This is a genomic window from Marinifilum breve, assembly GCF_003202155.1.
GTDB lineage: Bacteria > Bacteroidota > Bacteroidia > Bacteroidales > Marinifilaceae > Marinifilum > Marinifilum breve.
Map to the genome: position 1 here is coordinate 352,018 of NZ_QFLI01000005.1, position 14,528 is coordinate 366,545.

The 14,528-nt window shown below is 36.9% G+C and carries 12 protein-coding genes; 7 read left to right on the forward strand and 5 right to left on the reverse strand.

All coding sequences use genetic code 11. From position 1 onward, the window contains the following. Window positions 1-17: 17 nt before the first annotated feature. The 4 genes from mutL (at window position 18) to DF185_RS13445 (ending at window position 4,929) form a co-directional block, all read left to right on the forward strand. Window positions 18-1,997, forward strand: coding sequence for a DNA mismatch repair endonuclease MutL (mutL, locus tag DF185_RS13430; RefSeq protein WP_110361259.1), 1,980 nt, complete (start codon window positions 18-20; stop codon window positions 1,995-1,997). 127 nt (window positions 1,998-2,124) lie between these two features. Continuing rightward, a complete protein-coding gene (locus DF185_RS13435) occupies window positions 2,125-2,859 on the forward strand; it encodes a rhomboid family intramembrane serine protease (RefSeq protein WP_110361260.1) in 735 nt (244 codons plus the stop codon). A 55-nt stretch (window positions 2,860-2,914) separates the two neighbouring features. After that, entirely contained in the window at window positions 2,915-3,847 is a 933-nt protein-coding gene (locus tag DF185_RS13440; RefSeq protein WP_207784650.1) for a rhomboid family intramembrane serine protease, read from the forward strand. An 8-nt stretch (window positions 3,848-3,855) separates the two neighbouring features. Beyond that, window positions 3,856-4,929 (forward strand): endonuclease/exonuclease/phosphatase family protein, encoded by a 1,074-nt coding sequence (locus DF185_RS13445; protein ID WP_110361261.1) that lies wholly within the window; start codon window positions 3,856-3,858, stop codon window positions 4,927-4,929. 1 nt (window position 4,930) lies between these two features. Here DF185_RS13445 and DF185_RS13450 read toward each other — a convergent pair whose 3' ends face one another. The 4 genes from DF185_RS13450 to dnaE all read right to left on the reverse strand — a co-directional run bounded on the left by DF185_RS13450 (window position 4,931) and on the right by dnaE (window position 11,488). Further along, window positions 4,931-5,650, reverse strand: a complete 720-nt coding sequence (locus tag DF185_RS13450; RefSeq protein WP_110361262.1) for a toxin-antitoxin system YwqK family antitoxin — start codon at window positions 5,648-5,650, stop codon at window positions 4,931-4,933. A 101-nt stretch (window positions 5,651-5,751) separates the two neighbouring features. After that, complete coding sequence (locus DF185_RS13455) at window positions 5,752-6,675, reverse strand: DUF58 domain-containing protein (RefSeq protein WP_110361263.1); 924 nt, start codon at window positions 6,673-6,675, stop codon at window positions 5,752-5,754. A gap of 66 nt (window positions 6,676-6,741) precedes the next feature. After that, window positions 6,742-7,059 carry a thioredoxin gene (gene trxA, locus DF185_RS13460; protein WP_054716587.1) on the reverse strand — a complete coding sequence of 106 codons (318 nt, stop codon included), beginning with the start codon at window positions 7,057-7,059 and terminating at the stop codon, window positions 6,742-6,744. Window positions 7,060-7,108: 49 nt separating this feature from the next. Then, the gene (dnaE, locus tag DF185_RS13465; RefSeq protein WP_110361343.1) at window positions 7,109-11,488 is read right to left on the reverse strand and encodes a DNA polymerase III subunit alpha; all 4,380 of its coding nucleotides are present in this window, start codon (window positions 11,486-11,488) and stop codon (window positions 7,109-7,111) included. Between the two features lie 455 nt (window positions 11,489-11,943). Between dnaE and DF185_RS13470 the strand changes: the two genes are divergently transcribed. Further along, window positions 11,944-12,480 (forward strand): 30S ribosomal protein S16, encoded by a 537-nt coding sequence (locus DF185_RS13470; protein WP_110361264.1) that lies wholly within the window; start codon window positions 11,944-11,946, stop codon window positions 12,478-12,480. 10 nt (window positions 12,481-12,490) lie between these two features. Continuing rightward, window positions 12,491-13,030 carry a ribosome maturation factor RimM gene (rimM, locus tag DF185_RS13475; RefSeq protein WP_165836032.1) on the forward strand — a complete coding sequence of 180 codons (540 nt, stop codon included), beginning with the start codon at window positions 12,491-12,493 and terminating at the stop codon, window positions 13,028-13,030. Between the two features lie 73 nt (window positions 13,031-13,103). On the opposite strand, the gene DF185_RS13480 is transcribed toward rimM, so the two are convergent. Next, complete coding sequence (locus DF185_RS13480; RefSeq protein ID WP_110361266.1) at window positions 13,104-13,523, reverse strand: acyl-CoA thioesterase; 420 nt, start codon at window positions 13,521-13,523, stop codon at window positions 13,104-13,106. A gap of 115 nt (window positions 13,524-13,638) precedes the next feature. Here DF185_RS13480 and DF185_RS13485 point away from each other — a divergent pair, with 115 nt between their 5' ends. Continuing rightward, window positions 13,639-14,361: a head GIN domain-containing protein gene (locus DF185_RS13485; RefSeq protein ID WP_110361267.1), complete on the forward strand. Its 723-nt coding sequence runs from the start codon at window positions 13,639-13,641 to the stop codon at window positions 14,359-14,361. Window positions 14,362-14,528 lie beyond the last annotated feature (167 nt).

A 14,528-nucleotide genomic window follows, 5' to 3' on the forward strand; every position in this document is an offset into this window, starting at 1 on the left:
AAATTTCAAACCTATATATGTCAGATTTGATACAGATACTACCAGACAATGTTGCCAATCAAATTGCAGCGGGAGAGGTAGTACAAAGACCGGCTTCGGTGGTAAAAGAGCTTGTTGAAAATGCGATAGATGCCGGTGCTGGTTCCATTAAAATTAATTTAAAAGACGCGGGTAAAACCCTAATTCAGGTTATTGATAATGGGTGCGGTATGTCGGTTACGGATGCTCGATTGGCCTTTGAAAGACATGCAACCTCGAAAATACGCAAAGCTGGTGATTTGTTTGGTATTCGTACCATGGGATTTCGCGGTGAGGCTCTGGCTTCCATTGCGGCTATTGCCAATGTAGAACTAAAAACCAAACGAACCGAAGATGAGCTGGGAACCCATATTGTAATTGATGGGTCCGAATTGGTTTCTCAAGAAGCCTCAGCTTGTAGCGATGGTAGTAACTTTATTGTGAAAAACTTGTTTTTCAATGTTCCTGCTCGCCGTAAATTCCTAAAAGCAAATTCAACCGAGCTTCGAAATATTATTACTGAATTTCACAGGATCGTTTTATCACATCCTGATATTGCATTTACATTAATTCACAACGAAAGTGAAGTTTACAATCTTCCGGCATCGCATATTCGTCAACGAATTATTAATGTTTTCGGGAAAAGTATGAATTCCCGCCTGATCAGCATTAATACCGATACAAGCATTGTAAACCTTACCGGATTTATTGGGAAACCCAAAAATGCTAAGAAAAATACTGGAGAACAGTTCTTTTTCGTGAACAATCGTTTCATGCGACATCCTTATTTTTACAAGGCTATTATTCAGGCATACGACAAAATATTGCCTCCTGAAACCATTCCTCCATATTTTATCTTTTTTGAGGTAGATCCTAAGATTATCGACATCAACATTCATCCTACCAAAACGGAAATTAAGTTTGAGGATGAAAGAGCCATATATCAAATCATTCAAGCTTCAATTCGCGAAGCATTGGGAAAATTCAACATTGTTCCTTCTATCGATTTTGATGAAGATACAAGTTTAGAGATTCCTGTTGCTGATGAAAGCACAGAAGTGGAAGCTCCAATGATTAAGGTTAATCCTGAATTTAATCCATTTGAAGCTGAATCGAACTACAATCCTTTTGATTCAGAAAAGAGTTACAATCCTTTCGAACAATCGGCAAGTTCAATCGAATCAAATCCATTTTTCCAGGAATTTAAAGCCAAAAGTCCAGAACCGTCTGTTAGCAGAGCGCCTAAGAAGCAAGTGCCCGACGATTGGGAAAAATTGTACAAAGATCAAAGTCCTAAAGAAGAAATTATTGAAAAGCAACCGGTAATCGACAGGGAAAATATTCCTGACTATTTCCAGGCTCCTGAAAAACCAATGCCTCAACAACCAAAACTTCAGGCTGTAGATCAACCTCAGAAGACAAAGAATTTTTTCCAACTGAAAAACAAATATATCCTAACGCCTATCCGATCAGGCTTAATGATTATCGATCAGAGAAAAGCGCATGAGAGAATTTTGTTTGAGAAGTTTATAAGTTCACTGGAAAATCAACAGGGAATTGCACAACAGACTTTATTTCCTCAAACCATAGAGTTAAATGCTTCCGATTACACGCTTTTACAAGTGATTTTAGAAGATGTAAAAGCATTGGGTTTTGACATCCGTGAATTTGGGAAGAAAACTTTTGTGATTAATGGTACTCCTGCCGATATTCAGAATTGTGATCCGAAAGAGTTATTAGAAAACCTATTGGCGAACTATAAAACCAATCAACTGGATGTAAAACTGAAAGTGAGAGAGAATTTGGCAAAATCATTGGCAAAAGCTTCTGCTGTAAATTATGGCAAATCGCTTACCAACGAAGAGATGAGTTCAATTATCGATCAACTTTTTGCTTGTAATGTTCCCAACTTTACACCTGATGGAAAGCCAGTGATATCAGTTTTGGAAACTCAAGAATTGGAAAATCGATTTAAATAGTAGCATAAATTCTACAAACAAGGCTTTTAGCCTGACAAATTGTCTTGCAATTATGGGCCGAAGCCTGTAATTTTAAATTGGTCTGACTATTGTTGGACTTCAACTGAATTTAAAAAAAGCATATCGAATGACAAACTATAGACCACCACTGTTGAATTTACCTCCAGTGGTTAAAAACCTTTTAATTATAAATGTAATATTATTACTTGCTACATATGTGGTCAAATCAAAATTTGGTATTGATTTAAAACAACATATGGGATTATACTTTCCATCGTCTGACTTTTTCAGGCCTCATCAAATATTCACTCACATGTTTATGCATGGTGACTTTACTCACTTGTTTTTTAACATGTTTGCCTTATTCATGTTTGGTAGAGTTTTGGAAAGTGTTTGGGGACCTAAACGCTTTTTATCGTTTTATTTAATAACAGGCCTTGGAGCAGCTTTACTGCATGTTCTAGTTTCATTTATTGAGTATAATGTAGCGGTATCGTCTCTTAGTCCTGATCAATTAGACTATTTTAAGGAACTTGCGGCTCAAGGAAAATATATCCCTGGAACTATTTCAGAAAAAATAACATCAATAATGTACGCCCCAACAGTTGGTGCTTCAGGTGCTGTTTTTGGTATTCTCTTAGGCTTTGGTATGCTATTCCCAAATACTGAACTGATGTTAATATTCCCTCCTATTCCAATAAAGGCCAAGTATTTTGTCATCGGATATGGAGCTATTGAATTATACCTAGCATTTTTAAATAGACCTGGTGATAACATTGCACACTTTGCCCATTTGGGAGGTATGATATTTGGTTACATTCTAATAAAATATTGGCAAAAAAATTCGAATCGTTTTTATTAAATTACATACAATAAAAATTAAGCAAGGAAGTTTATATCGATAACAAAGATTGATTATGAGCATGAACTTTAACAATCCATATCAGAGCTATTCCAATCAGAACATTTGGGAAGGAATAAAAAGCTCCTTTAAAGAAGGAAGCAATCTTACCAAGTTAATTTACATTAACCTAGGATTATTTCTTGCCATAAAACTTGTACAGATCATTGCCATGTTAACGGGCTCTAATATCGATGATGTAATTGTTCGCCAATTAATGGTTCCTGCTTATCCTGAAACTTTAATTAGACAACCTTGGTCGGTATTCACCTATATGTTTCTGCATACCGAATTCATGCACATTCTAATGAATATGCTCTGGTTTTTCTGGTTCGGTAGAATATTCTTGACCTACCTCGATCAGAAAAAACTTTTAAGTGTTTATTTAATTGGTGGATTAACTGGAGCTGCGATTTACCTATTCTCTTATAATATTTTCCCGGCATTATATGAGACTAAATTCATCGCCTATGCTTTGGGTGCTTCAGCATCAGTCATGGCAGTTGTTTTTGCTGTTGTTGTTTACGCACCGAATCATGTTATTCACCTGATGTTTATTGGGCCTGTAAAAATCAAATTTATAGCTCTGTTTTTTATTGCCATGGATTTACTTTACCTATCGGAAAGTGTAAATATTGGCGGACATATAGCCCATTTGGGTGGAGCTTTTTACGGCTGGCTTTTTATATCTCAATTGCGCAAAGGAAAAGATATTTCAGGTGGATTTAATTCTATAATGGATTCATTTTTTGGTTTGTTCAAACGCAAAAAGAAAATGAAGGTGAGTTATAAAAATACTCGCAACATGTCTGATGAAGAATACAACAAATCGAAGAAGGTAAATCAAGAAGAATTGAACCGAATCTTAGATAAAATTGCAAAATCGGGATACGACAGTTTAAGCAAAGAGGAGAAAGAAATTCTATTTAAATCAAGCAATCAAAAGTAAAACTTACATTGAAAAACTTCCTCCATAAAGCTCTGGTTGCCTTTAGTCTGATATTTTCAGGCTCATTGCTCATTTCTTACATTGCTCCGCATATAAGTCCCGAGGAATTTTGGTTGCCGGCCTTTTGGGGCTTAGCATATCCTTATTTGCTTTTGGCAAATGTAGTTTTCACAATTTACTGGATGCTAAGACGTCGTTGGAGCTTCCTAATTCCATTAATTGTGATATTGATAGGATATGGTCATTTGCAAGATTTTATCCAAATCAACAGACCAAGCTCGGAAGAGAGCAAATCTCCATCTGTCAAACTGATGACCTATAATGTAAGGGCTTTCGATAAATATGAGTGGAGCAAAGACAAAAAAACACCTAATAAAATGGTGGAACTTTTAAAGCAAAATAAAGCCGACATATACTGTTTTCAGGAGTTTCACAATACTCGTAAAGGTTTGCTCAGTCTTTACAACTTAAAAAAAGTCACAGCTTGTAAGTATTTGTTTTTGGGTAAAAAGACCAATGGGGTTGCCATATTTTCTAAGTATCCAATTGTTCGAAAAGGAGAAATTAAATTCGAAAAAGGCAATTGGTGCAATGCCATTTATGCTGATATCAAAAAAAATGAAAAAATTGTAAGAGTATATAACCTTCATTTGGAATCGAACCGATTGGGAGGTAGAAACTATGCTTTCATCAACAAGAAAGAGTTTAAGGCTGATGAAGAGGAGTTAAAGGAAATTAAAGACATCTCGTTCCGATTGCAACATGCATTTATTCGTAGAGCAAAACAGGCTGAAATCATAAGGGGACATATAGCTAAATCACCTCATCCAACAATTGTTTGTGGTGATTTTAATGATACTGCTCACTCCTACACCTATCACAAAATTAAAGATGGATTAACCGACTGTTTTAGAGAAAAAGGCTTAGGAATTGGCACAACTTATTCTGGTGATTTTCCCTCTTTCAGGATTGATTTTGTCCTACATGATGACAAAATGATATGCCACAATTACAAGCGAATCAAGAAAAAATATTCCGACCACTTTCCAATAATCACAGAACTTAATTTTATAGAAAAATAAGCTAGTTCTTTAAAACCAACTCACGTGTAGAAACGTGAATATTATAATCTTTGGTTTGATATTTAGCTACAATATTCAAGGTAGTATCCAATTTTACCTGCGAATCCAACGTGAACTCATAACGGGCAGATCCTCCTTTTGCATAATATGGTTTTGCAGCAGGTGGAATATATTTATCCTTCATTAACCCTGTGATGTAGAACACCACATTTTTCGAATAATTACTTAAGAATAATTTTAAAATGATTCGATCTGATTTTTCCAACTTTTGTACTTCAATCTCAGGAAACCTCGCGCGCAAACTACCATCACGCTTATATTCTTTGAGTCCAATTCCTGGCTGACCTTTCATGTAAGGTGTTTCAGCCCAAATTTTACCATTGGCATAATACTTTTTCTGAATCCCATCCTTTTCATCATTGAGGTATGGTGTTAAGCTATAGATATTTCCATTTTTGTGAAATTTTTTGGCAACACCACTCTTCTCATCATCAACATACATGATTTCGTCGCTCAGTGCACCCGAAGAATAGTAATATCTGGTAACTCCATTACGAACACCATTTTGATAGGTAATCTCTGCTGATAACCTGTTTTGCTCATCGTATTTTTTTACCACTCCATTTTCCACAAAATCCTGATCTTTCTTTGAAGAACGATCAGTTTTTTGCTCACAGGCAAACAAAATTAAAGCAAAAAGGAATACAAATTTATATTTCATCAGGAGATTCTTAATTAGTGCTACCCATAAAGAATATGAGTTATTCCCAATAAAAATATATTAAACATTGAAAACTTAAAAATTATTCCGTAACAAATAAGCTACATTAACTTTTTTCTCTTTAAAAGATATGATTGCAATACATTGCCAAAGTCCTTTCGGATATCAGCCTCTACTAAATCAATAGAAAACTGACTACACAACAAATCCAATTCTGTAAAAAACTTTTTCTGCTCTTTCTGATACATTCCCTTAATATCAGTTGGGTTTAGCTTTAAGCTTTCACCTGTTTCCAAATCCACAAATTGACTTGGACGATTCTCAAAATTAAAATCCAATTCCAATTCATGATCACGCACAGCAAACAGAATTACCTCGTGTTTGTTGAACCTCAAATGCTGCAAGGATTCCATGATTTCCTTAGGAGATTCGGCTCCTGTAAAATCAGAAAAAACAATCACCAACGAACGCTTGTGTAGACCTTCAGCCAAGCGATGCAAAGTATCAGCAATTTTGGTTTCCCTCTCCTTACCTATCTCTTCGGCATTGTATACCTTGTGCAAATGCGAGTACATTAATTGAGCATGCGTAAGAGATAGTTTTGATGGTGTTAAGAGGTCTATTTTATCCGAAAAGGTACATAATCCTACAGCATCGCGTTGTTTGCGTAACAAGTGAATTAAGGCTGCTGCACACAATACAGAATACCCTAACTTGGTTTGATGCTTGGTTTTAAACGGAAAGAGCATCGACGATGATGTATCGATAACAATATGAGCCCGAAGATTGGTTTCCTCCTCGAATTGTTTCACAAACATCTTATCACTACGAGCATATAATTTCCAATCAATATGCTTGGTAGATTCCCCTTTGTTGTACAAGCGATGTTCGGCAAACTCAACCGAAAAACCATGGTATGGGCTGCGATGCAAACCAATAAGAAACCCCTCCACAATTTGATGTGCAAGTAACTCCAAATTATCGAATTGTTCGAACTGTATCAGGTCGGATAATTGCTTTACCATTTTAATTTTTTGGATAAAAAAAGGGCATAGATAAACCTCTATGCCCTAAATATTTTTATACTCTTATTACAAAAGAGCATCAATTTTTTCTGCTAAGCTTGATTTTGGAACTGCTCCAACTTGCTTATCAACAACTTCTCCTCCTTTAAAGAAAAGAACTGTAGGAATATTACGGATTCCAAATTTAGCTGAAGTTGCAGGGCTGCTGTCAACATCCAATTTAGTTACTACGATTTTTCCATCGTAATCAGTTGCCAATTCGTCTACAATTGGACCAACCATTCTACATGGACCACACCATTCTGCCCAAAAGTCCACCAATACTGGCTTATCTGATTTCAAAACAACTTCTTCAAAATTAGAATCGTTTACTTCAATTGTCATGGTAATCTATTTTTTAGCGTTTATGTATTTTATTTAAAACTAGTGCAATTTAATTAATTTTGAATTTAATTTCCGAATTATTTTCAAAATATTCTATTAATTCATTTGTTAACTCAACTCGATAACTCCTCGAAAACATTTTCAATGCTTTCTTTCCTTTATCAAAAATTTCAAAGTTAAGTTTCATACTTCCCTTGTTCCCATCAATACAGTTCACTATCTCTGTAACCAATTCATCTGTCAATGCATTTATGGGAATTTCTAATGTAAATTCTTTTGCTTTCTTTTCAAGGACTTCGGAAAGCATCATTATATTTTTCACCTTAAATTCTAACTCCGTAGAATCTTTTGGCCAGGATCTTGTTTGAACTCTACCTCCAATATAAACAGAGAGACCTTCAACAAAATAATTGCCAAATTCTATAAAATCTTTACCAAAGAAGGCCAATTCATATGAATCTGAAAAATCTTCTATTCCAACAATGGCAAAAGGATTTCCATTTTTGGTTGTTCCCCTTCTAATTGCAGTAATCATTCCCGCAACATTAACATCCTTGTTGGCAAAGCTTTCAAATTCGGATGACAACTCCGATAAGCTGGCATTACAAAAGTTATTAATGGTTGTCTTGTAATCATCCAAAGGATGGGCTGACAAGTAAATACCAATTAATTCCTTCTCTTTATTTAAGCGCTCAAGCTTACCCCACTCTGCACATTCTGGTGCTTTTGGAGGAGTTACCACATAATCCTCTACTCCACCAAACAGAGTTTGTTGATTATTTAATTTTTCCGCCTGAAGTTTATTTCCATACTTCACCAAGTGCTCCATAAAGGTAACATCAGTTTCATCGATTTGGAAATACTGACTTCGCTTTAATCCGAAACTATCGAAACCTCCGGACATGGCCAGGTTTTCAAGTGTTCTTTTATTTACTGATCGCAGATTTACACGCTCAACAAAATCAAATATATCCTTGAATGGTCCATTCTTTCGTTCTTCTATAATATCGGCAACGGCTTGCTCACCAACTCCTTTAATCCCGGCCATCCCAAAACGAATCTCACCATTCTTATTTACGGTAAATGTTGAATAAGATTCATTCACATCTGGTCCCAATACTGGCAATCCCATGCGTTTACACTCATCCATGAAAATGGTCACTTTCGTGATATCGGATAAATTTCGAGACAGAACGGCTGCCATAAATTCTGCCGGATAATGGGCCTTAAGGAAACCTGTTTGGTAAGCAATGTAGGCGTAACAAACCGAGTGAGATTTGTTGAAGGCATACTTGGCAAATGCTTCCCAGTCCGACCAGATTTTTTCGATCAATTTATCGGCTTTTGCATTATCGCCTCCAACACCTTCCATGAATTTTGGATTATCATGACATCCATTGATAAACTCAACTTTCAATTTATCCATCATGGCAATGATCTTTTTACCCATGGCCTTACGCAAGGAATCGGACATACCACGAGTAAATTGCCCTAGTGCTCTCGACTGGAGCATCACCTGCTCCTGATAAACTGTAATTCCGTAGGTATCTTTCAGGTAATCTTCCATGATTGGATGATCATACTCAATCTCCTCCTCACCATTCTTTCTTCGAATAAAGGAAGGGATGTATTCCATCGGTCCCGGACGATACAAGGCATTCATGGCAACCAAATCCTCGAAACGGTTTGGTTTCAATGCACGCAAATGTTTCTTCATACCAGGGGATTCAAACTGGAATATGGCAGTTGTTTCTCCACGACTGAATAACTGAAAAGTCTTTTCATTCTCGAGATCAACATTGTTAATATCAACATCAACTCCTTGAGACAATTTTACATTGGATAAAACCTCTTTTATAATGGATAAGGTTTTCAGTCCAAGAAAGTCCATCTTCAACAAGCCGATATCTTCAACAAATCGACCGTCATATTGTGTAGTTAGAAGTTCCTCACCTTTGGTTGGCATTACAGGAAGATGTTCGTCTAGCGGATTTTTTCCAATTAAAACCCCACAGGCATGAACACCCGTTTGCCGTACCGAACCTTCCAAAGCTTCTGCAAATTTCATTGTCCTTGCAATCAGAGGATTTGGAGAATCCTTTTCTTCCAACAACGCAGGCTCTTCCTCGTAAGCTTTCTTGAAACTCATCTTTGGTGCTTCGGGAACCAATTTTGCAAGGCGATTGGCCTCAGCCAAATCCAAACGAAGCACACGCGCCACATCCTTAATAGAACTCTTAGTAGCCATGGTACCAAAAGTACAAATGTGTGCTACTTTATCGTGTCCGTATTTATCGGTTACATAGTCCAATACTTCCTGACGTCCATCATCATCAAAGTCAATATCCACATCGGGCATTGAGATACGATCCGGATTCAGGAAACGCTCAAATAGCAAATCATATTTAATTGGATCCACATCGGTAATGGAAATACAATAAGCTACCGCTGAACCTGCAGCCGAACCACGACCTGGACCAACAATTACTCCGTTGTCTTTTGCCCAGTTGATAAAATCCTGTGTAATCAAGAAATATCCAGGGAAACCCATTGTTTTAATGGTGTTCAGCTCAAACTCCAGGCGTTCAACAACACTCTCTTCCAGCTCTTCGCCATAACGTTTTTTTGCACCTTCAAACGCCAGATATTCCAGATAATCGGCCTCAAGTTTTATCTGCAGTACTTTATCGTAACCACCTAGTTTCTCGTAACGCTCTTCTTCAAACTCCTCTTTTAAGCTAGCCTCATCGAATTTCTTTTTGTATTCTTCTACTGTACCAAACTCCTTTGGAATATTAAAAGGAGGCATAATAGGATTCGCATCCAATTCATATGGTTCTACTTTTTCTGCAATCTCCAAAGTATTGACAAGTGCTTCTGGCACATCGGCAAAAAGCTCATTCATCTCTTCGGTGGTTTTGAACCACTCTTGTTTGGTGTAACGCATACGAGTTGGATCATCGTAATCACGACCCGTACTCAAACAAACCAAAACGTCATGAGCTGCTGCATCTTCTGCATTTATAAAATGAGAATCGTTGGTTGCAATTACTTTAACACCCAATTCTGCTGCTAGCTCTCGAATAACTTTATTTACTCTTACCTGATTTTCCCATACATCTCCTTTCAATCGAGGATCGTCGTTTGGATGACGTTGAATTTCCAAGTAATAATCTTCTCCAAATACATCTTTGTACCAAAGTATTGTTTCTTTTGCCTTATCGATACTACCTGCCATGATATGCTGGGAGACTTCTCCTCCAAGACAAGCACTACTTACTATTAAGCCCTCGCTGTATTGTTCCAGTAAATCTTTATCTATACGCGGTTTGTAGTACATCCCATCCGTATGTGCAATAGAAGTTAGCTTTAACAGACTTTGGTAACCTTTATAATTTTTGGCCAGCAAAATGAGATGATTCCCAGATGCATCGACCTTACTTTCTTTAATTAAATGCCCACGTTTCGCAACATAGGCTTCCACTCCAATAATTGGTTTTATACCAGCTTTGCTACATGCTACGTGAAATTCTTTAACCCCGAACATGCTTCCATGATCGGTTATGGCAACAGCCGGCATACCATCCTCTTTTGCTTTTGCTGCCAATGCAGAAGTTTTTGCAGCTCCATCGAGTATGGAATATTGCGAGTGAACATGTAAATGAACAAAGGGCTGCTTGGTTGTGATATTCTTCGCAGCTTCTTTCCTTTTTCTATCTTCTTTGTCGATAGAAATATCATCAAAAGCAGTATTTACCTTGAAAGATTCATACTCGATTCCAACCAATTCAATAGTATCCGGATTGTTGATTTTAAAAGCCTGAATCTGCTCAACAGACATTCTATGAATTTCTTGTCCTAATCCATCAACTCTTATCAGTTCCAGAAAACAACGAGAAGTAGCTTCAACATCGGCTGCAGCATTGTGCGCTTCGGCAAAAGGAACTCCAAATAATTTGGTATGTAATTCGGTAAGAGTAGGGTTTTTAAGTTGTCCCCTACGCTTTAGATCACAAAATTCCTTACTACCTGTCATGGTATCGATCATAGGAGCTCTTAAAAGATCCTTCTCTTCCATTTCTGAACGTAGCAGCTCACAACCAACAATATTAATATCGAAAGAAACATTGTGCCCAATGATAAATTTGGAGTTTCTTACATCCTCCATAAAATCAAGAAGAGCATCTTGAAGAGGAATTCCTTTTTCGTGAGCGATTTCAGTAGAGATACCATGAACAGCAACAACATCATCAGGAATCGTATATCCATCAGGAGTAATTACATGATTTTTGGCAAAAAGAAAGTTCCCTTCAATATCATGACATTGCCATGCCAACTGCACCATTCTTGGCCAGTTGTCAAAATCATCTAAAGGTGCTTTCCATTTTTTTGGTAAGCCTGTAGTTTCGGTATCAAATATTAAAAACATCTCAGTATCAGGAATTTTATATTTTAAGCTCATATGAGGAGCCGGAATGCGAAGATAAGGAATTAATGTGAATTCGAACCAGAACGGATTCTTTGATATTTTGCTAGAATTTGAGAAGCTGTAGACTTTAATTTTAGCTGCCAGCAGTCAGCCATAAGCTTCAAGCTAATTTGATTTATACATGTCCCCAGTTGAAGGCTGACTCCTGATTGCTGCTAGCTGATAGCTCCATTTCAGTTTGCGCGAGGGCTTGAAGCGAAAGGCTCGATCCGAAGGGACAAGCCCAATTGCTTACTAATAAGGCAATGAATATAAGTTTCGAACGGGTATAAATTATTCTTAAACAAGCTATTTCGAATCAAAAATAAAATTGTATCTTTGTCGCGCTTATAAAACGTGGTATGTATACCACAACTATAATGTAGGCAAATTATTAATCTTATTTAAAAAGAGTTATGCCAGTAAAAATTAGACTAGCAAGACACGGTCGTAAAAGACGTGCATTCTACCACATTGTGGTAGCGGATAGCAGAGCACCACGTGATGGTAAATACATTGAGCGTATTGGATCATACAATCCAAACACCAATCCTGCTACAATTGACCTAGATTTTGACAAAGCCTTAACATGGCTTGGTAATGGTGCTCAGCCTACCGACACTGCAAGAGCTATCTTATCATACGAAGGTGTGATGATGAAAAAGCACTTGTTAGAAGGTGTTAAAAAAGGTGCTTTTGATGAAGCAACTGCTGAAGAAAAATTCCAGGCTTGGAAGACAGAAAAAGTAGCTAAAATCAACGCTAAGAAAGATGGTCTTTCGAAAGCTGCTGATGAAGCTAAAGCTGCACGTTTGGAAGCAGAAGCTAAAATTAGCGCTGACAGAGCAGAAGCTATCGCTAAGAAAGCTGCTGAAGCTGAAGCTGCTGCTAAAGCTGAAGAAGCAGGCGAAGAAGCTGCAAATGAAGAAGGAGCTGAAGAAACTGAAGCTTAATTTGAATTGCATGCTTAGAATAGAAGATTGTTATTTAGCGGGTACTTTTACTAAAACTCATGGAGTTAAAGGTGAATTGGTAGCAAAGACTAATGGAGATCTTCTTGAAAGAAATAAATTGGAATCAATCCTTGTCGATATCGACGGAGGATTGGTTCCTTTTTTCATTCCTAAAAATGGAATGAACTCGAGAAATCATTCGAGTGTAAGAATTTTATTGGAAGATATGGCAACCGAAGAAAAAGCCAAAAGGTTTATTGGTTGTGATATTTACATTCCAATGAAAGATGTACCAGACTATATTGAGGAGCAAGACGAATTGGATCCGAATGTTTTAATTGGTTTCACCTACGAGGATGAAGAAAAAGGTGAACTGGGTGAGATTGTGGATATTCAGGATTTTTCCGGAAATATTGTTTTGGTAGTAGAGATTAATTGCGAGGAAGTGATGATTCCTTTTGCCGATGAAAACTTCATTGATCTTGATGAAGAAAACAAAACCATTGTAATGGAAACTCCAGATGGTTTACTTGATTTGTATCTTGAATAAATATTAATTATTAGGGTTTAATGTTTAACTCATAAGCTGATAATTGTTATCTGTTTACGATCACTGCCAATTGTTACCCCACAACTTCTTTTTCAAATTCACGAATTCTGATTTTTAAGGTTTCCGGTACAGGAATACTTTCGCCTAACCTTTGACTATACCCAACCATAACCTGAGATGTTTTGGTTTTGATTTCGCCAGTAACAGAGTCTACAATATTCTGATACATTCCTACACTCTTATTCCCAATTTTGTGAATTCTGGTGTGCACTTCAATTTTGTCGTGCAAGGTAATCGACGACAAGTAATCAATTTCAAGATGAGCCACAATAAGAGCTGAGTCATTCCAATCGATCACCTGACCATATACCTGTTGAAAATAATCCATTCTTGCCAGATCCAAATAACTCAACTGTACGCCATTATTGGCATGTCCCATTAAATCGATATCCCCAAATCGGATTTGTATTTTCTTGATGTGATTGAATTCCATTTTCTTCAAATTTTGAGCAAAATTAAAAAGAATTATAAATTATAAGTGCAACTTTTCGAAGACTTGTTCGTCCTTTAAAAAGTACGACATAAAAATTTACCTAAAACCATAACATATGAAATCAATACGTATTACTTCCCTTATTGCTGTTTTTGCTTTGGTATTAAGCAGTACAATTGCTTTTGCACAAAAAACTGAAGATCGAAAAGTGCGTTCCTTCGAGTCTATCAGCCTTTCCATTTCAGCAAAAGTTTATGTGAGTCAAAACGAAAAAACATCTGTAAAAATAAAAGGTTATTCCGATGATTTGGATGAAATCATCACTGAAGTAGATGGATCAACATTAAAGATCAAACGCAAAAAAAACAGAGGCTGGAATTGGAACAGTCGCTCATTCAAAAAAGTTGAAGTTTACATTTCAACTCCTAATGTTGAAAATCTTAGAATTTCAGGATCAGGAAACATTATTGCAAAAACTCCTATAGAATCTGGTAGCGTTGATTATGCAATTAGCGGAAGCGGTAACATTATTATCGACAAATTGAAAGCTGAAAATGTGGAGTGTCACATTTCTGGTTCAGGTGATATCCGCTTAAAAGGAGAATGTAAGGATGAATTGGAGATTCACATTAGTGGATCGGGTGATATCGAAGCTGGGAATTTCGAAGCAAAAGTTGCAGACATACATATTTCAGGATCTGGAGATTGTAAAGTTTATGCTTCGGGAAGTATAACTGCTAGAGTTGCTGGTAGCGGTGATATTTATTACAGAGGGAACCCTAAAGATGTTAACTGTAAATCTGTAGGATCAGGATCTATTAAATCGATTGGGGAATAGTTGTTGTGTTCCCACGTATAAAGGAAGCGTTCCGATAAGCAAAGACAACGTTCCCATGCGTAGCGGCAGCGTTCTCTTCTACAAAGGCAATGTGGTTATCCGCTGCGGCATGGTGCTCTTGCACAAAGGAAACGTTCACCATTGTAGAAGTATTGTTCCTGCTGCTA

Excerpts from the sequence above, each read along its gene's own strand:
- mutL (WP_110361259.1), top strand. The coding sequence starts at position 18 with ATGTCAGATTTGATACAGATACTACCAGACAATGTTGCCAATCAAATT.
- DF185_RS13435 (WP_110361260.1), top strand. The coding sequence starts at position 2,125 with ATGACAAACTATAGACCACCACTGTTGAATTTACCTCCAGTGGTTAAA.
- DF185_RS13440 (WP_207784650.1), top strand. The coding sequence starts at position 2,915 with ATGAGCATGAACTTTAACAATCCATATCAGAGCTATTCCAATCAGAAC.
- DF185_RS13450 (WP_110361262.1), bottom strand. The coding sequence starts at position 5,650 with ATGAAATATAAATTTGTATTCCTTTTTGCTTTAATTTTGTTTGCCTGT.
- DF185_RS13455 (WP_110361263.1), bottom strand. The coding sequence starts at position 6,675 with ATGGTAAAGCAATTATCCGACCTGATACAGTTCGAACAATTCGATAAT.
- trxA (WP_054716587.1), bottom strand. The coding sequence starts at position 7,059 with ATGACAATTGAAGTAAACGATTCTAATTTTGAAGAAGTTGTTTTGAAA.
- dnaE (WP_110361343.1), bottom strand. The coding sequence starts at position 11,488 with ATGTTTTTAATATTTGATACCGAAACTACAGGCTTACCAAAAAAATGG.
- DF185_RS13470 (WP_110361264.1), top strand. The coding sequence starts at position 11,944 with ATGCCAGTAAAAATTAGACTAGCAAGACACGGTCGTAAAAGACGTGCA.
- rimM (WP_165836032.1), top strand. The coding sequence starts at position 12,491 with ATGCTTAGAATAGAAGATTGTTATTTAGCGGGTACTTTTACTAAAACT.
- DF185_RS13480 (WP_110361266.1), bottom strand. The coding sequence starts at position 13,523 with ATGGAATTCAATCACATCAAGAAAATACAAATCCGATTTGGGGATATC.
- DF185_RS13485 (WP_110361267.1), top strand. The coding sequence starts at position 13,639 with ATGAAATCAATACGTATTACTTCCCTTATTGCTGTTTTTGCTTTGGTA.